The sequence below is a fragment of the Rhizobium sp. RU36D genome (assembly GCF_900176345.1).
In the GTDB taxonomy this organism is placed as follows: Bacteria; Pseudomonadota; Alphaproteobacteria; order Rhizobiales; family Rhizobiaceae; genus Allorhizobium.
Genome location: NZ_FWXU01000028.1, coordinates 1 through 23044 on the forward strand (window position 1 = coordinate 1; position 23044 = coordinate 23044).

The 23044-nt window shown below is 57.5% G+C and carries 23 protein-coding genes; 7 read left to right on the forward strand and 16 right to left on the reverse strand.

What is annotated here, in order from left to right; all coding sequences use genetic code 11:
* The 5 genes from B9A97_RS24570 to B9A97_RS24590 all read right to left on the reverse strand — a co-directional run.
* On the reverse strand, window positions 1-674 hold a 674-nt coding region (locus tag B9A97_RS24570), incomplete at its 3' end, for a Wzz/FepE/Etk N-terminal domain-containing protein (protein ID WP_244564353.1).
* 92 nt (window positions 675-766) lie between these two features.
* Window positions 767-1540, reverse strand: a complete 774-nt coding sequence (locus tag B9A97_RS24575; protein ID WP_179145389.1) for a metallophosphoesterase family protein — start codon at window positions 1538-1540, stop codon at window positions 767-769.
* A 4-nt stretch (window positions 1541-1544) separates the two neighbouring features.
* The gene (locus tag B9A97_RS24580; protein WP_084368468.1) at window positions 1545-2924 is read right to left on the reverse strand and encodes an O-antigen ligase family protein; all 1380 of its coding nucleotides are present in this window, start codon (window positions 2922-2924) and stop codon (window positions 1545-1547) included.
* 71 nt (window positions 2925-2995) lie between these two features.
* The gene (locus B9A97_RS24585; protein ID WP_143530696.1) at window positions 2996-3565 is read right to left on the reverse strand and encodes a hypothetical protein; all 570 of its coding nucleotides are present in this window, start codon (window positions 3563-3565) and stop codon (window positions 2996-2998) included.
* 228 nt (window positions 3566-3793) lie between these two features.
* Window positions 3794-4192 carry a hypothetical protein gene (locus B9A97_RS24590; RefSeq protein WP_143530697.1) on the reverse strand — a complete coding sequence of 133 codons (399 nt, stop codon included), beginning with the start codon at window positions 4190-4192 and terminating at the stop codon, window positions 3794-3796.
* A 295-nt stretch (window positions 4193-4487) separates the two neighbouring features.
* Here B9A97_RS24590 and B9A97_RS24595 point away from each other — a divergent pair, with 295 nt between their 5' ends.
* Window positions 4488-5045 carry a transglutaminase-like cysteine peptidase gene (locus tag B9A97_RS24595; RefSeq protein WP_084368471.1) on the forward strand — a complete coding sequence of 186 codons (558 nt, stop codon included), beginning with the start codon at window positions 4488-4490 and terminating at the stop codon, window positions 5043-5045.
* 74 nt (window positions 5046-5119) lie between these two features.
* Here B9A97_RS24595 and B9A97_RS24600 read toward each other — a convergent pair whose 3' ends face one another.
* Both B9A97_RS24600 and B9A97_RS24605 read right to left on the reverse strand, forming a co-directional pair.
* Window positions 5120-7654, reverse strand: a complete 2535-nt coding sequence (locus B9A97_RS24600; protein ID WP_084368472.1) for a tetratricopeptide repeat protein — start codon at window positions 7652-7654, stop codon at window positions 5120-5122.
* A 204-nt stretch (window positions 7655-7858) separates the two neighbouring features.
* On the reverse strand, window positions 7859-9073 hold the full coding sequence (locus B9A97_RS24605; RefSeq protein ID WP_084368473.1) for an endo-1,4-beta-xylanase: 1215 nt from the start codon (window positions 9071-9073) through the stop codon (window positions 7859-7861).
* A gap of 533 nt (window positions 9074-9606) precedes the next feature.
* Between B9A97_RS24605 and B9A97_RS24610 the strand changes: the two genes are divergently transcribed.
* Genes B9A97_RS24610 through B9A97_RS24620 form a run of 3 tightly spaced genes read left to right on the forward strand, consistent with a single transcriptional unit; the run spans window position 9607 to window position 13388 of the window.
* The gene (locus tag B9A97_RS24610) at window positions 9607-11067 is read left to right on the forward strand and encodes a polysaccharide biosynthesis C-terminal domain-containing protein (RefSeq protein ID WP_084368474.1); all 1461 of its coding nucleotides are present in this window, start codon (window positions 9607-9609) and stop codon (window positions 11065-11067) included.
* Complete coding sequence (locus B9A97_RS24615) at window positions 11064-12206, forward strand: glycosyltransferase family 4 protein (RefSeq protein ID WP_084368475.1); 1143 nt, start codon at window positions 11064-11066, stop codon at window positions 12204-12206. Before B9A97_RS24610 ends, B9A97_RS24615 begins: the two co-directional genes overlap by 4 nt.
* 42 nt (window positions 12207-12248) lie before the next feature.
* Window positions 12249-13388, forward strand: a complete 1140-nt coding sequence (locus B9A97_RS24620; protein ID WP_084368476.1) for a glycosyltransferase — start codon at window positions 12249-12251, stop codon at window positions 13386-13388.
* Between the two features lie 56 nt (window positions 13389-13444).
* Here the strand turns inward: B9A97_RS24620 and B9A97_RS24625 are convergent, their stop codons facing one another.
* From B9A97_RS24625 to B9A97_RS24645, 6 genes are all read right to left on the reverse strand, one after another.
* The gene (locus B9A97_RS24625) at window positions 13445-14158 is read right to left on the reverse strand and encodes a hypothetical protein (protein ID WP_084368477.1); all 714 of its coding nucleotides are present in this window, start codon (window positions 14156-14158) and stop codon (window positions 13445-13447) included.
* Window position 14159: 1 nt separating this feature from the next.
* Window positions 14160-15200: an endo-1,4-beta-xylanase gene (locus B9A97_RS24630; protein ID WP_084368478.1), complete on the reverse strand. Its 1041-nt coding sequence runs from the start codon at window positions 15198-15200 to the stop codon at window positions 14160-14162.
* The gene (locus B9A97_RS24635; protein ID WP_084368479.1) at window positions 15197-15406 is read right to left on the reverse strand and encodes a hypothetical protein; all 210 of its coding nucleotides are present in this window, start codon (window positions 15404-15406) and stop codon (window positions 15197-15199) included. Before B9A97_RS24635 ends, B9A97_RS24630 begins: the two co-directional genes overlap by 4 nt.
* A gap of 1 nt (window position 15407) precedes the next feature.
* Window positions 15408-15578: a hypothetical protein gene (locus B9A97_RS29935; protein WP_179145390.1), complete on the reverse strand. Its 171-nt coding sequence runs from the start codon at window positions 15576-15578 to the stop codon at window positions 15408-15410.
* A gap of 42 nt (window positions 15579-15620) precedes the next feature.
* Entirely contained in the window at window positions 15621-15926 is a 306-nt protein-coding gene (locus tag B9A97_RS24640; RefSeq protein WP_084368480.1) for a hypothetical protein, read from the reverse strand.
* 139 nt (window positions 15927-16065) lie between these two features.
* On the reverse strand, window positions 16066-17220 hold the full coding sequence (locus B9A97_RS24645) for a glycosyltransferase family 4 protein (protein WP_084368481.1): 1155 nt from the start codon (window positions 17218-17220) through the stop codon (window positions 16066-16068).
* 425 nt (window positions 17221-17645) lie between these two features.
* On the opposite strand from B9A97_RS24645, the gene B9A97_RS24650 reads away from it, so the two are divergent.
* Window positions 17646-18896 (forward strand): VpsF family polysaccharide biosynthesis protein, encoded by a 1251-nt coding sequence (locus B9A97_RS24650; RefSeq protein ID WP_084368482.1) that lies wholly within the window; start codon window positions 17646-17648, stop codon window positions 18894-18896.
* Between the two features lie 47 nt (window positions 18897-18943).
* Here the strand turns inward: B9A97_RS24650 and B9A97_RS24655 are convergent, their stop codons facing one another.
* Window positions 18944-20191 (reverse strand): acyltransferase family protein, encoded by a 1248-nt coding sequence (locus B9A97_RS24655; RefSeq protein ID WP_179145391.1) that lies wholly within the window; start codon window positions 20189-20191, stop codon window positions 18944-18946.
* Window positions 20192-20279: 88 nt separating this feature from the next.
* Here B9A97_RS24655 and B9A97_RS24660 point away from each other — a divergent pair, with 88 nt between their 5' ends.
* Window positions 20280-20912 (forward strand): GDSL-type esterase/lipase family protein, encoded by a 633-nt coding sequence (locus B9A97_RS24660; protein ID WP_179145392.1) that lies wholly within the window; start codon window positions 20280-20282, stop codon window positions 20910-20912.
* A 351-nt stretch (window positions 20913-21263) separates the two neighbouring features.
* Window positions 21264-21905 carry a ThuA domain-containing protein gene (locus tag B9A97_RS24665; protein ID WP_084368484.1) on the forward strand — a complete coding sequence of 214 codons (642 nt, stop codon included), beginning with the start codon at window positions 21264-21266 and terminating at the stop codon, window positions 21903-21905.
* Between the two features lie 66 nt (window positions 21906-21971).
* On the opposite strand, the gene B9A97_RS24670 is transcribed toward B9A97_RS24665, so the two are convergent.
* Window positions 21972-22232: a YiaA/YiaB family inner membrane protein gene (locus B9A97_RS24670; protein ID WP_084368485.1), complete on the reverse strand. Its 261-nt coding sequence runs from the start codon at window positions 22230-22232 to the stop codon at window positions 21972-21974.
* A gap of 46 nt (window positions 22233-22278) precedes the next feature.
* The gene (locus B9A97_RS24675; protein WP_084368486.1) at window positions 22279-22965 is read right to left on the reverse strand and encodes a PspA/IM30 family protein; all 687 of its coding nucleotides are present in this window, start codon (window positions 22963-22965) and stop codon (window positions 22279-22281) included.
* Window positions 22966-23044 lie beyond the last annotated feature (79 nt).

The following is a 23044-nucleotide window of genomic DNA, read 5'->3' on the forward strand; positions in this document are numbered from 1 at the left end:
ATCCTGTCAAGGTTCTTCGACAGATACTCGTCGAAATTCCGCTCGCTGTCGACGATCGCAGCATTTGCCTGCCCCAACTGGCCCTGGATGATGTTGCGCGAGGCGAGCGTGCGCGACACCTTGGATTGCACCTGCTGCTCGATATAAGCGGCAGCAATGGCATTGGCGAGCCGCGCGGCCTTTTCAGCATCCCTTGAGGTAAACGAAATGCCAATGACGTAAGTCAGGTCACGCCGTCCGATGCTTGCCGCGGCGCGGACCTTCTGCAAGGTCTGCGCCAGCAACTCGTCTCCAGACGACTGCTGCGGGTTCGTCAGGTTGAAGTATTCCCTGATCTGATCCATCAACCCGACGGAAACACCGAATTCTTCATCGGCCAGCAAGTTCTGGTCGTTGATGACCTTCAGGATCGCATTGTCCGACTGCAAGATCTCGACTTCACTCTCGACACGGGCGTTGATGTCGTTGGAAGAATAAACCGTCTGTTCGTTCGGATCCAAAAGATCTTTTGCAGCGACATCGACGATAACCTTCGTCGTCGCGGTATATTTCGGCGTAATGGAATAGACGATGATCGCCGTGACAACGAGGAATATTAGCACGACCGACGTTATGACCCATGCCTGCCTCCGCAGGAGGCCGACGATGTTTCTCACATCAATATCTTGTTCCATAACGTCCTCGTGCCCCGCGCCGCGGGCATTGCAGTTGTAAGTCAGGCTGTATCAGAATCGGACTTATTCGCAAAGCGAATGAAACGTGATGGTTAATCGGAATATATGACGGTCACCTCGTCTCCAGCCAGCCGAACAGCGGCAAGAACTCCGCCGCGATAGGCGCCAATATCCACATTGATGCGAGAGGGCGTAATGTCGACAGTCTGTACGGGCGTATGGCCGTGAATGATTGTCATGCCGATATTTTGTCCGGACCAGGCAAAATCCTTTGGCCTTGACCATTGCAACACCGAATCCTGTTGCTTGTCCAACGGCAGGGCGGGGTCGATCCCGGCATGAACAAAGCAGTTCTTGCCGGCCTTCAGCATGATTGGCAGCGACCTGAGAAACTGAAGATGCTCGTCCGGCACGCAGCTTCGGACCCTCAGCGGCAACTGGCTGGCAGGTTGTGCCCCCACATACACACCATAGGACGCCAGGGTTTCCTCGCCCCCGAAGGCAAGCCAATCCTTTTGACGGTAGTCGGATTGGATGAAATCCAGAAACATTTCTTCGTGATTGCCGGCTAGGCATACCCGCTCGAACCCGGCAGGTGGGCGGGCGAGCAAATGGTCAATCACCTGGGCCGACGACGGACCGCGATCAATATAGTCGCCGAGATAAACCAGGAGCTTTCGACCGTCCCGATTGGCCGCATCCGCGACAATCTTGCTTTCCAGCCGTTTCAGCGCTGCGAGACATCCATGGACGTCTCCGATGGCATAGACAGTTTCCGGTGGGCTGTCGAAGACCAGACGCTGTCGGCCTGCCTGCTCGACCTCAGGCTGCGTTTTGGTAAAAATACGCTTAAGCAGTTCCTTCATACCATCATCCATCAGCCGGTCGGGCGGCAATCGTGCGCGCGACGCCGATACCCACAATTGCCGCAAAGTACAATGCGTATCCTTGAATCTCGAGGCTGAAATCAACCAGCGCATGAAGCGCGGCGATACAGATAACCGAGATGGATGCGATTGTTGGGTAATCTACTGTGGCTGATGTAAAATATTTCCGAAGCTGGGTGAGGAGCGAGATGAACATGACGAGGATCGGAAGGCTGCCAAAGGCAAGACCATAATCCGCAAACAGACCGAGATAGGTGTTGTGCGCCTTTTGCCAGATCAGGTCAAAGCTCAACGGGCCGTGATGGAACATCGTGAATGATAGCTCGAAAGCGCCACCACCATACCCGGTCCATGGACGGGTCATCACCATGGCCCATACCTGCTCATAAAGCTCGAACCGATAGTCCGCCTCGCGCTCCACCGATCCAACACGTTCGAGCGTGCCGGCCCCGTAAAGGCCAAAGAGCGCAGCGACCGCGATGAGTAGCAATGCCCCAAGTAAGACGCGCCTCCAGAGCCCACCGGCGCCACTCGTTGACCGCTTCAAAAGCAGCATCGTGGATGTCAGGACAACGCCGGCGATCCCGACCAGCAAGCCCATGCGGGACGTGGTGGACACCAGGGCTGCCATGATGATGATCCAGCCAAGCACCGGCAACACGATGCCCTGCTTGAGCGACAACCAGCCCAGGAACGACTTCCGCTGGGTTTCCATCTTGTAGGCGATGGTCACCAGGCCGAGAACGGCACCCGAAGCCAGGAAAGTGGCAAAGGTATTTCTATTCACGAAAGCCCCCGTCATGGAACCCTGGTAGGTCCACTTGGGCATGAACAGAATAGAATCGTTGAATTCATGAAACAGCAGGAAAGCATAAATGGCGTGCGCCACCGCGATCCAGAACAGATAACCGATCATTCGATGCGAGCGATGCTCATTGCCGCCTGCCTGCATCGCAAAATAGCCGACGAAGAAGACATTGAACCAGGTGATCAGGTTCAAAAGCGATTCCGGTGGCGAGACGCTTATCGAGTTTAGTGGAGGAACGCCTGGGGGCAGATATACAAGCCCGCTGGGCAACCACTGTGCGATCGGCAGCAACTGTATGAAACAGTAGACAAGGAATATACTGATCAAGCCGACGCGAAGCCGAAGCTCGCTGAGCGGGATCGTCATGCTGGCCTGCAGCGATATGATCGTGCGGAGATAGATCAGACCAGCCAGTGCGAGCACGGTGAGGGTCACGGTCCAAGCCATGGGCCTATTGCCGCCAAGAGCGAGCGGCACCAATGCCGTCACGATAAGGGTGACCCACATGAGAATGGTGTTAGCCCTTGCACGGGACGGGCCATTGGAAAATTTCATCTAGCTTCAGCTCTTGCGGAAAATTCAGGCATTGAGACGGGACAAGTATGGCCGGTCGCGGTTCGACAGCGTTATTTAGCGGCTCTTCTTATATAGGCAAGGAACCGCGCCTGCTCGTAGTCGGGTAAAGCTGAAACGACGGTCGTTATTCGCTCCTTGAACTCAGGAACTTTCCAGTAACGATCCGCTATGGCGGCAACGCCGGAATTGCTGACAACCAGAACACCGAGATCTTTGGCATTGACGTCTTTATTGGCCTGGTCGAGCAAACCGTAGTTTGCCTCGCTAATTCCCACCCGGATCGTTGCCAGCCATTCGGCGCTCGGCGCGGTCGCCTGGGAGTTCATCAGCGCGCTATTCATCAAGGCCGCGTCCTTCACGACAGACGCGACCCTCGCCGTCACAGCCCAGGCGAGACTGTCAACAGGCGTGGAAGCAAGTATATCGGCCGAAAGCGCCTGACAGTTCTTTACAAAGGCTTCGCTCTGTTCGGGCGCCCGCACTGCCATGCTGAACGGCGACATGCCATCCAGGCAGCTGACCATCACACGCTTCTTGGAATAGTATGAATATCCGAGGCTTATGTCGCCGGTCCGAATCCGCTCGTAAATACGTTCGCCGCCCTGGACACCATAGGTCAAGGCTGCCGATTCACGGTATGTCGCGAGACCTCCCAATGCCACACACATCAGACAGGCAACGGAGGCTAATTCCAGACTAGCGCGCGCCACTTCCACCCCCACCAAAAAACAAATTAGCGACCACCGCCAACAAAAGCAGGACCGCCAAAAACATCACCACAATTCGTCAAACACAAAAAAATGCGCAAGCCAAGCTTGCGCATTTTAAAATCAGCAATGCATTCCAGATCAAACGCCGCTGCCGGATGCGCCCGGATTGGTGGAAGCGGTCGCGATGTCTTCCGTGGAAGCAGCCGGATTGTTCAGCGTCTCAACGACGTTGTTCAGAGCGACCTGCTGTGCGCCAGACGCCTGTTCGGCAGCAGCAGCAACACCAGCAGCTGCCACGTCACGGGAAACCGTACCGGCAACGGCAGCGTTACCGAGGGATACGGTTACCTGGCCGATAGCTGCCGCGCGCTCAGCGACAGGAACGGTTGCAAGAAATGCCTGAACGATCACGGCACAGTTTCCGCCTGCTGCGCAAGCAGCAACAACGGCAGCCGGGGTAGCCGGAGCCTGAGCGTAGACCGGAGCAAAGGACAGTCCCAGGACTGCTGCAGCGACTGCAAATGAAATTTTTCTCATGGTTCTCTCCTATAAGTCTGTATTTGAAATAGCATCATGCGCCGCAGCAATCAAGTCACTGTCTTAATTTTGGTGCGGATAGGGAAGGTCTTGTTAGCACTTTGGTAAATATCCGAGGTTGCTGCTTGCTCTTCCAAGTCCTTGTTCCAAAATGAAACATCGAAAAAGCGCAGATACGATAAAATTGTACGGACCTGTTTAAGCGGACTGGAGGTACTGATGCCCTATCGTCTCCCCATCGGCGGAAGAAGAGCCGGAAAAAACGGTCAAAACGACCATTCGAACGGGGACAATCATGATGATGAAGAAAGCTCTCGGCGCACTCGCGGTTTTCGCGGCCATTGCGTCCACTCAGATCGGCACAGTCAATGCGGCGCCTCTCGGCTCGCTTGCCCGCCAACACGATTTCAGCGGCAAGAAGCTGCCGCCGCTTCAGTTCCAGCTCTTCTGCATTGAGCATCCGGACCAGTGCAAGGCAAGTTCTGTCTCGCAGGTTTCCTATAGCCCGAAGATCAAGAACATCATTTCGTCCGTCAATTCTTCGGTCAATCGCCAGATCAAGCCCAAGCAGGACAAGTCGGATGTATGGCGGATTTCGGCCACCGAAGGCGATTGCGACGATTACGTGATGACCAAGCGTCAGCGCCTGATCCGTGCCGGCCTTCCTGCTTCCGCCCTGCGCGTCGCGGTGGTCCGCACCCAGAGCGGTGAAGGACATGCGGTTCTGCTCGTCAAGACGTCCTCGGGCGAGTATGTGCTGGACAACCTGCGCCCGAACATCGTCAAGCGGCACCAGTCCGGCTACCGTTACATCTCGGTGTCGTCTTCCGACCCGATGAAGTGGACGCGATAATCGACGCAGTCCATTAGCGCTGCAACGCCGGCTGATTGATCAGCCGGCGTTTTTTATTGTCTAGAAGCCAGGCCTCAAATGCCGGCCCGCAAACGGAACATATTGCTGAGCAGCGGACGGACTTCCCGACTAAGCGGTCCTGCATTGCAAACCGATGTCGTGGAGAGCTTGAGGCACTCGCTGTAAAGCCCTGATATTGTCGACGACGTCAGCATGCCATTCAGCGGCCCGCTATAGGCGCCATTTTCTTTCATCAATTTCTGCAAGGCATAGATAAAGGCGTTCTCGTTTCGCCAGGAAATCCGCCCGACCACCGATGCCTGGCCGGCCGGCGGAAGTTGATCGAGTCCTGCTGCGAATTCCTGCATCTGCTTGGCGGACTTGGCGGACATGCCAATCAAGACCAGTTGCTCCTGGGCAAAACGCTCAGGCGCCAGACGACTTGCTGCTTGATCGAGAAGTTCCATAGCCCGTGCAAGATTTTTCGGAAGCCCGGTAGCGCCCTCGGAATAGATCTGCACCAGCCGGATGGTGGCCGCCATGTCACCCTGCTCCGAGGCTTCTCGCAGGATGCGTTCCGCGGCCTTGGGATTGGCCGGCATGCCGCGTCCGTATAGATGGGCATCCGCCCAGACAGGCGCAATGGACGGAAGCTTGTCCGCCATTGCCGCCTTGGCCATTTCGATCCCGCGAACCTGATCCGCTGCGCTGCCCTTGAGAAGAAGATCTGCCGCAAAGACGCGCGCCCGCTGGTTTCCAGCGTTCACCGCGGCCTCGTAATAAGACAGCGCCTTTTTGGCATCCATCGGCACGACCTTGCCTTCCCGGTAAAGGTCGCCCAGGCCGACCATGGCCCAGCTATCGCCGCTGTCAGCGCCCTTCTGGTAAAAGCCGATGGCCTGAGCCGGATCCAGCTTCAACTCGAGAAAGTTGCGATAGTGCATCTCACCGATCTTGGTGAACACACCCGTGTGGCCCAAGGCGGCCGCCTGCTCATAAAATGAGAGAGCTTTGGCCAAGTCCTGCGGTACGATCTTGCCTTCGCGATAGACATCGCCAAGGCTCGCCATGGCGCCACGGTCACCGGCCTCGACCCCTTTCTGGTAGAAGCTCAACGCATCAACAGCAGCGACGCCAAGGTCTGTAGCACTGCGATAATAGAGGTCTCCAATCTTGGTGTTCACGGAATCATTGCCGAGCGCGAGAGCCTGCTGATAAAGCGCCAGCGCCTTCGGCAGATCCTGCGGCACGATCTTGCCTTCCCGGTAGACATCCCCGAGGCTGGCCATAGCCCAGCGGTCACCGGCATCGACGCCCTTCTGATAGAAGCCTACAGCTTCGGCGGGCTCGACACCCAGATCCTTGCCACTGCGAGCATAGAGGTCGCCGATCTTGGTATTCACCGCCTCATTTCCGAGCGCGACCGCCCGCTGATAGAGCGCAAGCGCCTTGGGCAGGTCCTGCGCCACGATCTTGCCTTCCCGATAGACGTCCCCAAGGCTGGCCATCGCCCAGCGATCGCCGGCATCGACGCCCTTCTGGTAGAAGCTCACAGCTTCGACAGGGTCGACACCCAGATCCTTGCCATTGCGGGCGTAGAGATCGCCGATCTTGGTATTGACCGCCTCATTTCCGAGCGCGACCGCCTGCTGATAAAGTGCAAGCGCCTTCGTCAGGTCCTGCGGAACGATCTTGCCTTCCCGATAGACGTCCCCGAGGCTCGCCATGGCCCAACGATCGCCGGAATCAACGCCCTTCTGATAGAAGCTCACCGCTTCTGCAGGCTCGACACCCAGTTCCTTGCTGTTGCGGGCATAGAGGTCGCCGATCTTGGCGTTCACGGCCTCGTTGCCGAGAGCGAGCGCCTGCTGATAAAGCGCAAGCGCCTTCGGCAAATCCTGCGGCACAATCTTGCCCTCGCGATAGACATCGCCGAGACTCGCCATCGCCCAACGATCGCCGGAATCAACGCCCTTCTGGTAAAAGCTTACAGCTTCGGCGGGGTCGACACCCAAATCCTTGCCATTGCGGGCATAGAGATCACCGATCTTGGTATTCACCGCCTCGTTGCCGAGACCGAGCGCCTGCTGATAAAGCGCAAGCGCCTTTGGCAGGTCCTGCGCCACGATCTTGCCTTCGCGATACACGTCTCCCAGGCTCGCCATGGCCCAGCGGTCGCCGGCCTCGACGCCCTTCTGGTAGAAGCCAATCGCTTTGACTGGATCCAGACCCAGTTCCTTACCACTGCGATAGTAGAGGTCGCCAGCAGCGGTCAGGGCGCTGTTGTCACCCAGTTCGATCGCCTGCTCGAAGAACTTCAGGGCATTCTCAGCGTCCTTTTGCACAAGACGGCCCTCACGATAGAGGCCGCCCAGTATCCGCATCGCGGCCGAATCTCCGGCCTCGGCCCGCTTTGTCAGCGCGCCGATCAGTCCGTCTGCCCGAGATCCAGGCTCGGTCTTGCGCAATTCAGCGCCGATATCATCCGTGGTCCGATCAGAGGGTATGGTCTCGGCAGAGGCCTGAGCCAAAGCCGGCCCGGTTATGGCCGGCGCCAAGGGACCCATTACAAATACGCCAGCAATTGCGATCGTCATTATGCGATTCATCAAAATCTCCTTTGAGAGCGCGGCGCCCGGCGGAGACTAGACCATCCGCCTGCGCGAACTGTCATCCTGATTCATGGGACGTAACAGGAATTTGAACGCAATCAGGATTCACGAGAGAGGAACGATCTGTCCCCGCCTCGAATCCTACCGGATGTGGCCGATGTGCTCAACCCTATACTGGCCTATACAGGCATATACTGGCCTTTACTGGCCTTCGATCAGTTCCAGAAGGGATGTTCTGATCGCCTCGTGCATCGGCTTTGGCCTGAACGAATAATCGAACAAGAGAGGCCGTTCGTTAATTGGGATATTTTGCGCAGTTCCCGGCTCCCAACTATTGTCGACATCGGCAATCCCCCATGTGAGCAGTTGTTTGCCGGTATCCTTCACGAAGGGAAGCGATACATTCAGGAACCTTTCCACCAGGTCGGCCGCCTTGCTGTCATACTCCTCTGCGGAGTAATCCTGCGGCAAACGTGTATCCGTCTGGCGATCAATAATATAGCCTGTGCGGCAATCCAGCTCGCCGATGATGACCTTCAGGCCGAGATTCTTTGTGAGGTCCGTCAGGAAATCCCGCAGCCGCTTTTCGTCAAAACCCAGACGAAACTGCAGGTGACCCTGCATGTTGTATCCGTCGATCGGAGCCCCATCCTCCAAAGCACGTTCCAGGGCAGCCAAGACATACGAGACCTGCCGCACGTGATAGCCGTCCGTGATCTGTTCGGTGTGGTCGTGGCACCAATAGAGCGGCTTGTCCTTGAACAGGCTGCGGGCCTTCTTGAACGCGTATGTCACGTATTCCGGTCCGCCGGCAGCCTTGTACCAGGCATTCGGTCGGTAACCATCCGTGTCTTTCTGGTTGGCTTCCATCAACTCGTTGACGACATCCAGGTTCACGCAGTCGTGAATGCCCGGCACGGCGGCCATCACCTCGAAATGCAGATCCATCTTCTCGCGCCAGTTATCGCGGTTGACTGCCTGGTAGACCCATGCAGGATCGTGCCCCGGATAAAGCATGCTGTGGATGCGGAACTGCTTCTTGTCCGCCTTGGCACGCTTGATGAAGGCGCTGGCCATGCCGACGTTGAAATAGCCTTCCTTGGGCTGAAAATGCTCCGGCAGAAAGGCGATGCCCGGCACGTACAACTCGCTGTTTTCACGAATGAAATCCGCGAGCGTGCCCTTGCCCTCCGGCCCCGGTTTGCTAATGCGCCTGTCGGACTGGATCGCGACGCCAAAGGTAATCCCGGCGGCCCGTGCCGCAGCGGCAATCTTCTTCTGCTCGCCGAGCGGGCTGGCACTATCATCGAGCCTGATATTGCCGAAACCGGGCATAGGAGCAGACCCCAAAACCAGACCGGCCGATGCCAGCGCTGCAGTTTTCAAAAACTGACGGCGGTTGCGATTCTGGACCATGCGCGCTCCTTTCCCACGGAGAGTGTCTTCGATTCGGATGCTAACCACGGCTTGATGGCGGACAGGAGGCGACAAACCGTCACCCCACGAAAAATCGCTGCACCGCACAGGCACGCGTTATTGCAATGCAACAATCACAGGGGCATTATCGGTTGGAGAGCTTAATGCGGGGTATCTTGCATGCCGAGGACAGCGCCAGCCTTAACGATGTCAGGTGATTCAACCCGCATTGATCTTGACTTCGCAAGCGCAAAAGGGCTGATGCGGCGCATGTTTCCACCAAGTCGACGGGCCCAAGGGTCGTCTATCTGGCATTCGTTTGATTATGAACCTCATGACTATTTCCATGGATAGAGGACGAATGGCCGTAAAGCGCTCCGTCATGACTGTAAAATCGACAGGGAAGTTCCTCCACTTTACTGCCGATCCGCGTGGTTTGGAAATCACGATACAGCATGCCTCATCTTGGTAGTCGTTCGAAAAGCGAGCAGGCAAAGACTGCTCCTCCTTACAACAGTTGATCCGGTTCCTGCATGCTGCTGAAACAGACATGGCTCTATCTTCCCGCGCAGATCATCGCTCCGGCGGTGCAACTTCTTTCCGTGCTGATCTGGGCGCATCTGCTGCCAGTGGAAGAAGTCGGCATTGCGACCCTGGTCGTCGCCATGCAGGACGTGCTATTTGCCGGCCTGTTCATGTGGTGGTCCCACTTCATGCTGCGCTACCTGCCGCGCTATTCCACGCAAGAGCAGCGGTCCGGCTTTCGACGCGCAGAACTGGTGGCGATCCTAGGCTCCACCGTAGCCCACATCCTGATCATGCTGGTGATCAGCCATTACTACTTCGATGAACCGATTACCCCGTTCTTCTATTTCTCGGTGACGACGTTTGTGACGGTCCGCTCCCTCGCGGCCTATCTCGCCGAGCGGGCAAGGTCTGATGTGAAGATCCTGCTATACACCTGCCTGCAGGCCGTCTTCCCGGCCATCGGACTGGTGCTTTCGATCATTGTCAGCCTCTATGTCTCTGCTACGGCGGAATATGTCCTGCTGGCGATGATGCTGCCGCAACTGATCGGCATCCTCATTGTCATCAGCCAGACAGATGTCGGGCGCGGTGCCGGACGGCCCGACATGTCAGTTCTGAAAAGCGCTGTCATGTTCGGACTTCCGGTGACCGCCGGATCCTTGCTCGCGGTTGTGGCGCTCAATGCCCCGCGCTTCATCGTCGACCACACCCTCGGCATCGCGGCTACAGGTATTTTCGCCGTCAGCTATGGTCTCGGCATCCGGGCATCGAGCTTCGCCGTCATGCTCGTGACCGCGGGCGCCTATCCGCTCGCCGTTCGCAAGATGGAACAGGAAGGGCTGGACGCAGCCTACAAGCAGCTCGCCACCAACATGACGCTTGTCGCCCTTGCCGTGGCGCCGGTGGCCTGTGGCCTGATCGGCATCAACACATCCGTCATCAACTCGTTCTTGCCGGAAGTGATGCGGGAAACCGCCTATGTCCTGCTTCCGCTGTCCACGCTGTGCGGATTGTTCCGCTACCTGCGCTCTCACACGACGGATCAGGTTTTCCTGATCCGGTCCAAGCCGCGCTACGTCACCATGATTGCAACGGTGGATCTGGTGCTGGCCGTCGGCTTGACCTATGTTGGCTTGTTGAATTTCGGTCTTTGGGGCGCCGTCTTGGGTCCTCTGGTCACGGCCATCCTGACCTGGGCCACCAGCCTTCTGATTGCCGGCCTGAAATTCGGCTTCCCCTTCCCTGCCTGGACCATTTTTCGGATTATCGGGGCGGCCGTGCTGATGATGCTGGCGGTGCTGGCGTTGCCGACGACTACGTCGCCATTCATCCTGGCGGCTCAGGTGGCGATGGGATTTGCCCTCTATGCCGCATTGCTGATCGCATTCTTTCCGAAGATCTGCAGCGAGCGTGCGCGCAAGCTCCTGGCGCGCAAGACCAAAGCCAAACAAGAGGTGTCCAAGTGAAGCTGCTTCTCCTTTCGAGCGAATTCTCTCCACGCCTTGGCGGAATTGGCACCTATTCTCTTGAGATGGCGCTCGCCGCCTGCGAACTGGGCCACGATGTCACGGTTGTCGCGGCGGATTATGGCGAGGACCAGACGGAAAAGGACAAGGCCTTCCCGTTCAAGGTGATCCGCTACCCCGGCGGCGAGCACAAGATGCGCGACATCCCGGCCAAGGTTTCGCTGGTTCGCAAGATCGCAGCGGAAAAGCGGGATTTTGATATCGTCCATGCTGCGGACTGGCCGTTCTTCATCCCGCTGGCGCTGTCGCGCTATCGCCGCAGTGCCAAATGCGTGCTGACCTTCCACGGCACCGAAGTGACCTTCATGCAGAACCCCAAGCGCGCCATCCTGCTGCGCCTGATGCGGTTCTGGAGCGGCTGGGCAGATTATGTCGCCAACAGCCGCTATACCGGCGAATTGCTGCGCGAGGGCTTCAACCTGTCCAAGGAGCGGGTTCGCGCGATCGGCCTTGGCGTATCGCAAAACTGGTTGAACGCACGGGTCAGCAAGGAGGCCGCACGTCAGGAGCGGAACATCCCGGCAGACAAGTTCGTGATCGCCTCGCTCGGTCGCGTGGTCCCGCGAAAAGGCCACCTGGTTCTTGCCAAGGCTCTGGCCATGCTGCCGCCGGACGTGCTGGAAAAGGTGCAATGGCAGATTGTCGGCCCCCTCCTTGATCCGAAATACGAGGCGGAAGTCCGCGCCGCAGCCAAGGAACTGCCATGCGAAACGGTCATCGCCGGCAAGCTGGCGGATCGCGATGTGAAACTGACGCTGTCGGCGGCCGATCTCTTCTGCCTGCCCGGTTACTTCACCGCAGATGGCGCAGTCGAGGGCTTCGGCTTGGTCTATCTTGAAGCCGGAGCGCTCGGCGTACCCTCGGTCGCCACCAATGTCGGCGGCGTTCCCGATGCGATCGATGATGGGGAAACGGGCATTCTCGTGCCGCAGAACGACAGCGCCGCCATTGCTGCGGCGATCCTGAAGCTTTACCGCGACCCGGTGGAGCGAGAGCGTCTGGCACAGGGCGCCCTGCTGCGTGCGCAACGGTCTGGTTGGAAAGATGTGGTAACCCAGACCTACAAGCTTCCAGGCTGATCCGATAAACGCCAACCTCTCAAGCGCTGCGATAGGTATGCCATGTCTGCCAAAGTCGTTTTCATGATAAACTCACTGGCCGGTGGCGGCGCCGAGCGCATCATGGCGCGATTGATCGCCAACTCCGGCGAATGGGCGCGGCGCTATGACATCCATGTCGTGTTGCTCGACGAGGAAAAGGCGGCCTACGAGCTGCCGGATTGGGTCACCGTCCATCGGCTGGACACCCACTTCTCGCTTGCCAAGGGCATGTGGAAAGGCCTGAAGCTGATGCGGGAGCTCAAGCCCGCGGTGTGCCTGAGCTTCCTGTCCCGCTCCAACTTCATAAACGTCGTCGCGGCGCGCCTGCTTGGCTACAAGGCCGTCATCAGCGAGCGGGTGAATGCATCAAGTCACCATCCAAAGACCCGGTCCGGCCAGATTGCCAAGGCCCTGACGCGCCTTTTCTATCCCCGCGCGGACAAGATCATCTGCCCTTCGGCCGGCATCGCCATCGACCTCGTCGAAAACTTCGGCGTGGCAGACAGCAAGAATGTGATCATTCCCAACCCGATGGATACGGATGCCATCTGGCAGATGAGCGAAGGCCCAGAACGCGCGCCGACTGATCGACCCTATTTTGTGGCGGTCGGTCGCCTGGTGGAGAACAAGAATTTCGGCATGCTGCTGAATGCGTTCGCGAAATCGGCCGTGGACCTGGATCTGGTGATCCTGGGCGAAGGCCCCCTTCGCCCCGACCTGGAAAAGCAGGCCAGCGACCTCGGTATCGGCGAACGGGTCTTCTTTCCCGGCTTTGCCAAGAACCCCTTCCCGATCGTGCGTCATGCCTATGCCTACGCGCTGCCCTCCAATGCCGAGGGTTTCCCGAATGGTCTTGCAGAGGCCATCACCTTGGGCACGCCGGTTATCTCCACCAACTGCCTGTCGGGCCCTTCCGAGATCCTGGACGAAAAAGGCGCCATGACTGTAACTTCGGTTTACCGGGCAAAATATGGGGTCCTGGTGCCAGTCAACGATGCCGATGCGATGGCCGAAGCCTTGAAGTTGATGACGGACGATACTGTGCGGCAGCACTATGCCGACAAGGCCCTGGAAGGCGCGGCACGCTACCGGCTGGCTCCCGCGATCAAGGCCTATTGGGATGTGCTTGAAAATATCCTGGGAACCGGGGCAAAGGCCTGAACCCTCCCCCCCCGGCTGAGCCGCCCGCCTTTCGACGGGCGGCTTGACGACCGCGCTTACATGGCGGCGCGCAGCGAGAGGATCGGGCCGTGGGTCCCGCTGTCACGGGCCATCGTCGGCGCCGTGCTGGGCAAAGCGCCATAGGCACGGGATGCGCTTAGATAGCGATAGGCTGCGGAAGAGCCGACTTCGGTCATATCGCCCGCCAGGAAGTGGCCGAAGCTTGCGCCACCGACACGCCGCACCGTCGGCATGGTAGCGACCGATTTCATGATGCATGCGGTCCAGTAGATGCCCGGATTGAGCATCACATTGACCGTGCGCCAGCGATCGCCCGAGAAGTCGGAGAGATTGAGCTCTCCGCCATCCACCACCAGCGCTGCCGGCTGACGCGTCACCGGATCGGTATTGTAAAGGCCGAGGCGCGCCGCGGCGCCGGACTGGATCGTCACCACCCGCATGGCGATCTGGTCGATCAGCGTGCGCCGCTGGATGAGGATCGGCTGCATCGTCAGCAAATCGGCCGTGATGGCGCTGCTGTCCGATACCGACGTGATGTGCATCGGGATCTTATACGCACCAACAGGCCAACCCGGATATTCCGGGGCAACCGGGATCCACGATGCCGCGTCGGCCGTGGCATCCAGGCACTTCCAAAGCGAGCCGGTGGAAAGGTCGTACCACTCGGAGCCCGGCCCATAGCCCTGGGTCAGGTCGTTGTCCGCATTGGGGGAAACGATTGCGGTCAGGTTATCCTTGATATTGCTCATGTCAGATCGCTTTCTTCAAAGAATCGCGGATTGCGGCATATTGCTGTTTGGGCTGATAGAAGACGTCCAGCGGCAAGGGTCGCTCGCCGACTGTCCAGGGATTGCGGATGTCAGACATTCCCCAGGAGAGGATCGGATCGCCCGGCTCCAGGAAGGGCAGCGCCACATCGAGGAAGCGGCGGATGAGTTCGGAGCATCGCCGGTCATACTCGTACGTCGTGTAGTTGGCGAAGGTGTCGTTGCCGGTTCGGCAATCCAGCTCACCGATCATGATCTTCAGGCCAAGGCTCTTGATCGCGGACATGAAGGCCTTCAGCTTCGGCGCGTCAAAGCCCCGGATCAGCCCCAGATGCCCCTGCATGTTGAAGCCGTCGATCGGGATGCCGGCGGCCAGTGCCTTGGTCAGGAAGTTCAGGATGTTGGCGTTATGGTTGACGTGGTAGATCGAGGTGATCTGCTCCGTCTGGTCGTGGCAGAAATAGAGCGGCGTGTTCGGCCACAACTGCCGAGCCTTCAGGAAAGTGTAGGCCACCCAATCCGGTCCGTCGAAGACGCCGGGACCCGGAGCCGATGACGGGACCGTGCCTGGCGCCGACGCGGTGTACCACTGGTTCGGCCGGTAACCGCCGGGCAGCGTGTTGTTGCCGTCGAAGATCTCGTTGGTGACGTCGATATTGAAGGCCGACTGCACGCCCGGAATTGACGCGACCGCCGTCAAATGCGCATCGATGATCGACTTGTAGGTCGAGCTCGTCAGCGTTGTGCTGTTGATCCAGGGCATGTCATGCACCGGATAGACCAGCAGATGCAGGCGCCATGCAATCCCGGCCGCCTGGGCCCTTGCGATTGCGGCCTGCGCTGGCGCAAGATTGAACGACCCCTGCGTCGGCTGGATAGCGGCAGGCTGGAAGTCATTGTCGAACACCCAGATATCGGAATGCTCGGTCAGCACATCCAGCAAGCCCGGGATATAGCGCGCCTCCCCCGGATCGAGGCGAAATGCCTGAGGCACCGCGCTGCCAAAGAGTAAGCCCTTGCTCATGCAATCTCCTTCAAAAGCGGCTTGATGTTGATGATGGCCGGCGCGATGACCCGCTCGTAGCCGAGTTCGTTGACGCGGATTGCCCCTTGCGTCGTGATCCGGACCGGGCGGTCGGCCAGTTGGAAGCGCCCGGCATAGCCATGGATATCGTGGCCGACGCCATGGGTGGCTTCGATCAGGTCCAGCTTCTCGATCTCTCCGGCCATCTCACGCCACCTTTCCGTAGAGGGTGGTCGCGCCGTCGAGCGGCAGTTCGCCTTGCAGGGCAGCATATCCGCCGTCGGGACGCATTCCCTGCAGTTCCTGATAGCCAGCCGGCGGGGAAGTGCCGGTGCCAGCGCTGCTTCCAAGAGTAAGTCCAAGTCCAAGGCCCAGCATTGCTGAACTCCTTTCGCAGATGTTGAGGTGAATGGGGGAGGATTAGCTTGCCAGCATGACCGACGGCGTCTGGCCGATGTCAGAGCCGAATTCGCGGGTTCGCCCTGATGGCACCAGCCAGCCGGTCGTCGCCGTCACGATGTCTTCGAAATCGACGCGGATTGCCGCATCGATTGCCGTTACCACCCAGATCTGGTTGCTGGTGGTCGCTTCGATGTCAGGCGTGGCAGGTGTCGTCGTCGCAGTGCCGACGACGTGGTGGTCATAGCGCGCGAGCGCGACAGGAATACCCGCGCCGAAAACGGATTGGGTACCGCTCCTGCAGAGATGAATTTCGTAATTCGCCATGCCTTGCTCCTGTTCGGTTTACGGGAGCAAGCCTAGGCCTAGCGGCGGCAGCGGGGACGAAAAGGACCTAAAAAACATAAAACCGCCGGCGCCCTTCAGAGCACCGGCGGAAAAGAGCCAGGCGATTTAGTAAGTCGTTTTAATCGCTTACCGCGGTGGCCGCCACATCTGAAGAAAACGCGGCAGCGCCGATGCGCGGGTCGATGGAACGATATTTTTCCACGGATTTCAGCGCGATCACATCCCAACGGAACTGCTGGAGCTTGCCGCTCCAATCCTGTCGGGAGCCATCCGCAACATGCTGCTTGGCGATTTTTGCCGAGAGATCGTCTGCATCCGTGACCTTGTGATAGTTGTCGGGAGACAATTCGAGGTCCAGATGCGGAGGAATGTCGCTGACCACGACCTTGCAGCCATGCGCCATGGCCTCAAGCAAGGCGATCGGCAGGCCTTCATGAGTGGATGGCAGGGCAAAAACAGCTGAATTTTCAAACAGGTCCTGCAGCTCGGCGCCCTTCCGGAAGCCGGCCAGAATCACGCCTGATGTCCGCGACGCCGCATCGATGACCTGCTGGGAATAGGCTGACTTGTGGTCGGCAGCCCCGACAAGCACCAGCTTCAGACCGCTGTCTTTCATCTTCGAAAAGGCTTCGATCAGATCGAGATGCCGTTTTTCCGGCACGAGACGGCTGACGGTGACGATGTAGCCGTTCGGCTCAATGCCCAGTTCGGACAGCACACCCGACGGCGATAGCTTTTCAGGCTTCACCACACCATTCGGAATATAGGTGAAGGGCCGACCATATTGCTGGCTGAGCCGCGCGGAAAGCGACTTGGAAACACAGATCATGCCATTCGAGAATTTCGCCTGGAAAACCTCGCCGCAGCGCAACATCCACTTGGCGACACGACCCCATTTCTCGCGGTTATAGTCCTCGCCGTGATGTGTGGTCACCACCTTGAGCCCGAGCAGGCGGGCAAACGGAATGACCATGCTGGGTCCCACGGCATGGATATGAACGACCCGCGGCCGCGTCACCGCCGCATAGAGGACACTGAGGAAACTGTGTGTCAAAGCCTCGGTGGACGTCGAACGCGGCGCCCAGAGGCGCACCACCTTGACCCGCGTGCCGGGCAATGTCTGGCCGGGAGGCGCATAGGGGGTGCGTACCGTGACAGCCACATTGAGACCCAGCCTATCCATCTCCCGCGACAGGTGATGGACATGGGACTCAACACCCCCTTGGGTGCCGGCCACACTGCGCAAACCGATCATCAAAACGTCTATCGCCATATTGCCCGTCAGGCCCCAGTTGCTATCTCGCCCGTACCGCTGATGGTCCCCTCCCAGCCTGCAACGCAGCCTATCCAGCACACGGTCGAATCTGAATCATGATCAAAGTAGATTTTGCCATACGATGAAAGAATGGCAGGCGTTTGTCGCACTCTCAATCTATCAACGATGACGTGATAGAAACATACTGCGTTCGCAGCCGCAACATAGCGCTGGCGCGAACTTAAGATTTGGTAAACACGATCGTTGGATGGATGACACAAGGACTATAAATCGAGGTGCGATAGTCTTTTCAACATGATAAGCACGTCAGGGCTGAAAAGCCACATAAGGCCCAAGATCGAGTTGATCGCCTCGATAGGGCACCGGCTGAGAGAATACCACCAAAAATGGCACGCATACGGATACAGGAACAAGGCTAGCCAATGCTTCAATTCATGATCAGGATGATACCGGTTTCCTTGTTCCTGCTGCCAAACAGCCTGCTTAATCTCATCGGCATCAACTACATGGGCACAGGCGGGAGCACACTTGAGAAGTTGCACCCATCCTTTTACGTCGGTTTGGTTGCCGTGGGCCTGACGTTCATGCTGCGCAACTTAGGCAAAGCCGAAATCCCGTCCTGGATCAAAGGCACTTACCGCCTGCCCTTGGCTGCCGGCCTGGCAACCACATTCGCAACCTTCGTACTTTCGCGCTCCGGGACGGGCGACATATCGGCAGCCATCGTTACATTTCTCTCTCCAGCAATATTTGCCTACGTGCTGCAATTTGCCGGGTCGCGCACCAGGCAGTTTATCTACAAGTTCATTCTGGGATTTTTCCTTGTTAACTCCCTAATTGGCCTGACGGAACTCGCCACGTCCTGGCGCCTGCTGCCTTATTACGTCAGTGACGAAGTCATTACGTTTGACGGACGGCCCACAGCGATGCTGGGTCATCCACTGCTAAACGCATTGCTAACAGGAGTATTCTTGCTGGCGATGATTACCCGGCAGATTACACTAGGCCTACCGGCAGCTTATCTCGCGCAAATGGCGCTGCACGCGGCGGCTATTTTTGCATTTGGCGGACGCGCTTCACTTGCATTTGTCGTCATTATCACGGGCGTCTATGCCCTCCGGCACAGTGGCCTGGTGGTGAGAGCCAAAGTGCGGCAAAGCATACGCTCAATGGCACTGGTGGTCTCCGGATTTCTATTTTTCGCCATACTAACACTGCTTGGTGTGACAGATGCTCTGCTGGATCGCTTCATAAACGCGACTGACAGCACCAATACGCGCTTTGCCGCTTTGACGCTTCTTGAACTATTGCAGTTGAAGGAATGGTTGATTGGCGTCGAGGGACCCGCAAGAGCCTATTACCTGACCATTCTACAGACCCCCTTCGGGATCGAGATCTCGGTCATCGCGATGATCTATGTCTATGGTTTGCCTTTGACGATCCTCTTGGTTTATTCCACCTACAGGCTGCTGTTTCAGTGGGCGCGCAACGGATATCCTGGGGCTCGCTACACCGTAGCTTTCTTCATCATGTCGACGCTCACAGCGCTCAGCATCGGATCAAAGTCGCTCTTGATTTCGCAGGTCATGATCATGATGTTCGCCTTGCGCGAACAGAACGATACAATAGCCGTTGAGAATGCCAGAAGGTCCGCACTATCTGCGATAAAATAATTCAGCACACGCCGCTCCCACGGTTGTGATAGATACTAAAATCTATATCACAAAAATGTCTTCTTAAGCCGCGCACCAAGGGGCCGTTCAACGTATTTATACATTGCCAGGCCAACAATTATACTCAGAATGGCGCACGCCACGCAGAACAACAGCCAATGGCGTGCGTCCAAACCGATAAGGCCCCAGGCGCGTCCCACCGGCCCCAGAATGAAGCTATGGGTGAGGTAGATACTAAAGGACGCATCACCGATCTTTGATGCCGCCGACCAGAACCTTTGCTCCGGATTTGATACACGCCCGAAAACAGCCACGATCATCAGAATAGCTATGAGGACGGGTGCAACCACCTCCTCTACAAGTCCTGAAGCAACGGCGGTTGTCATGAGAGCAAGAAACGCTGCACCCAGGATGACGATAACGGAAACACTGGATACTGCCAGTCGCTGGGTCGATGGCCACTTGTAGTAGGCGAGGCCAATCAGAACGCCGAAAACGAAGTACAGGATAATGGGCAAACCCCAGAACACGACAGGATCGGGCAGTTCCACGCCTTGACGGGCAGCAAAATCGGTGAATACGAACAGAAGCCCAAACGCCGCACAAAATACCAATGAGCTTGCGACACGAGAGCTGAACATGATCGTGGCGGCAAAGAAGAGATAGAAGAACATCTCGTAGTTTAGGGTCCAGCCAAGCCCATAAAAAGGTTGAAATTTTCCATCTGGATTTAGATAGGGCACGAATAGGTAGGATTTCAGAATTTCTGTCATCGTGAAGGATTTTCCTTCAACGAGGCACTTAAGGAGATAGATTGTGGAGCAGAGCCAATAGAGTGGTACAACGCGAAGAATCCGGTTGAGCATAAAACGCCAGCCTGCAATCGCGCCCCTTGGCTTGTCATAGGTTGTGTAAACCATGATAAAGCCGCTTATGGCGAAAAATAAGCTCACGCCGAAGCCACCGGCAGCCACGGCGAACTCACGGAACCAAACGTCCAATGACACTCGATCAATGAGGGTTAGCAAGGAATGATCTACAACGACCAAGAGTGCTGCGAATGCACGGAGGATCTGAATGATCTCAAGCTTGTTACTCTGAACCTGTCGGGCTTGAATTGGCATGGAACGCTCACTTATGTTGTGCTGCAGCAAATTTAGTTTGTCATATACGCGAAATAGATGGAACACCGCCATGCACCGATCGTGGACGATTAAAATAATTAGCGCTTTTGCAATTCTGCTAGCCTCAAGCTCTGCATCTTTTGCCGATGTTACTAAATCAGAAGCTTCCACCAAAGAGGCGAGGCTTCCAACACCGAGCTGCGAAGAATCAGAGGTCGACGTCGCGACGACGCCCGTACCGCCTCAACGAGGGGTATCCTTGAAGTACTACAGAGAGCTTAAGGAGCTGATACCGAAGAGCACAGATATTCTTTTTATTGGGGACTCTATTTTTCAGTTTTGGCCTCAAGCCATCATAAACAAGTATACTGGTGGCAAGAGCTCCTTCAAGTTCGCGGTTGGTTCAGACAGGACGCAAAGCATTCTCTGGCGTCTGCAGGATACAAATCTGCAGCCGTTGAACCCGCAGCGCGTCGTCCTGCTCATGGGAACCAACAATCTCGGCGACAGCGCCCCTGCCTGTGCCGTACTCGTGGCCACGAAGCAGATCCTGGATAGGATCTACAAAATGTGGCCGAATGTTAGCGTTACCATTGTAGAGGTTCTGCCGAGGGAGGAGGGTTTTACAGGCCGGCAGGAGCAGAGACTTTCTTTGAACGCTCAGCTTCGCACCCTGAAGGACCTTTATCCCAAATTGACGACCGTCAACGTGGATTACCAGATGTCATGCGGCATCGTTGCAGATCCACTTCAGCAATCGGGCAACCCGCCGTCCGAAATGAAAGATGTGCAGTGCGGGAATTTCCTGCCAGATCTCGTTCATCCAGCGCCCCCCGGATACGAAGTTCTCGGTGCAGCTTTACAACCGTTCTTCACCGACCAAGGCAAGTGATGTCTCCAACTCCGGTGACGCTTGTTTCGTCTCTTCTGTGAAAATTAACGGCAGCTGAAGCCACGCTTATCCTACCGGACCTCAATCATTTTGGGTGTCCGATAGGCTATCTTGGGAAAGGCGGGGCGTTGAGCGCCAAGAAACCATGCATCCCAATGGTGATGGCAATTTTCGCTCCTTCAGCGTCACAGACATGGCGCTGAACGGGCTGGAGGTGATAGATCCGTTCCAGCAGAGCAGACACCGGCGCCACAATCGAGGTCACCATCCGTATCGAGTTGCCGGCATCACTGTCGGAAGACCTGGTGGATCGCCGTGTCGGCCGATAACGAGACCGGGAGGAACAGTAAAATGCGGAAAGCACTTATCGTCTGGGGCGGCTGGAGCGGGCACGAGCCGGAGGAATGCGCCCATATCATCAGGGACATGCTGCAGGAGGATGGCTTCAAGGTCGATCTGGAGCCCACCACGGAAGCCTTTGCCGATCCGTCGATCCATGATCTCTCGCTGATCGTGCCGATCATGACCATGTCGAAGATCGAGAAGGAAGAAGTGAAGAACCTTGCCGCGGCGATCGAAAGCGGCGTGGGCATTGCCGGTTATCATGGCGGCACCGGCGACGCGTTCCGCGACAGCGTGGAGTACCAGTTCATCATCGGCGGGCAATGGGTCGCCCATCCCGGCAACATCATCGACTACACGGTTCAGGTGACCCGGCCCGACGATCCGCTGATGCAGGGCATCCAGGATTTCGCCTATCGCTCCGAGCAATATTACATGCATGTCGATCCGTCGAACGAGGTCCTGGCGACCACCACCTTCAACGGTGAGCACGCCTGGTGGATCGATGGCGTCACCATGCCTGTGGTCTGGAAGCGCAAATACGGCCATGGCAGGGTTTTCTACTCATCGCTCGGTCACGTCGCCAAGGAATTCGAGCACCCCGAGATGAAGACCATCTTCCGCCGCGGCGCCAATTGGGCCGCTAGGTAGGGCTGTAAATCAGCCAATCCGGCGGGCGGCTGGTGCCGCCCCACCGGCCAATGCCGTGGAGATGGCTCAGCTCTCGCGGACGAAGTCCGTCAGCAAGCGCTCGGTCTTGGCCTGCTCGATCATGTTGACGCGCTCCTGCGTGGCCCGCTCATCCATGCGGTATTTCACGAAGTTGACGAGGCTGAGCGTCAGCAGGAACACACCCATGGCCCAGAAACCTTTGGTGGAAAGATCGACCGGCGCCAGCCAGATCGAAAGGCCCAGCATGACAAAGGCCATCGCGATACCCAAGGCATTGAAGTTGATGTAGACGCTGTTCGATTTCATGAGACTATCCCCTTCGACTATATGTGTTGACTGCGATCCGGCGCGATCACGCTGGCCGGGCTGAATTCTGCAGGCGACGCAGGACGTCTGCTGCTGTCACCTTGGTCGGAGCGCCGTAGCCTGCCGCCGCCAGGCGGTCCTGCATGTTGCTGTGGGAAAGGCTCAGGTCGATGCCCTCAAGGATTTCTGTTTCTTCAACGGGATCATCGGCGCCCAGCACGCGGGCGATCAGTTCTTCGGCTTCGCGGATCGGTTCGTTGCGACCGATGATGCGGTTCATGGAAGCCTGCGCCTTGCGTTCGGCATCAACCGCCTTGGCCGTCATCACACCAAGCTTCAGGTCGATGATGCGCCGATGGTTCTTCTCCAGGGATAACCGCATTCGATCGCTGCGCTCACGCAGCCGCTCGACCGCCGCCGATCGGGCCCGGGCTTCGTTTTCGAGGTCGGCGATAGCCTGAGCCGCCTCTCGCGCCATGTCTTCGCTACCACCCGCCAGCGCCAGGGTTGCGCGGCTTTCAAGGTCAGCCTTGCGCGCAAGCACCACGTCGAGCAATCGCCGTTCCTGTCGCTCCTTCAGGATCAGCAGGGCCAAGGTGTCCTTGGCGCGGCGCAGCACATCATCAGATTCCCGGACCTTTTCCTGCAGCAGGTCGATGGCGAAATGATTTGTGACCAGGTCTTCATGGCGCGCGGCCGCGCCTCTGATCAAGGTCGTTACAAGCTTCAACATATCAGCTCCTCATTTATGAACATCGTTCATAATGCGAATATGAGGTTTGTTGCGGTCACCGTCAAGAGCAAAATGAACG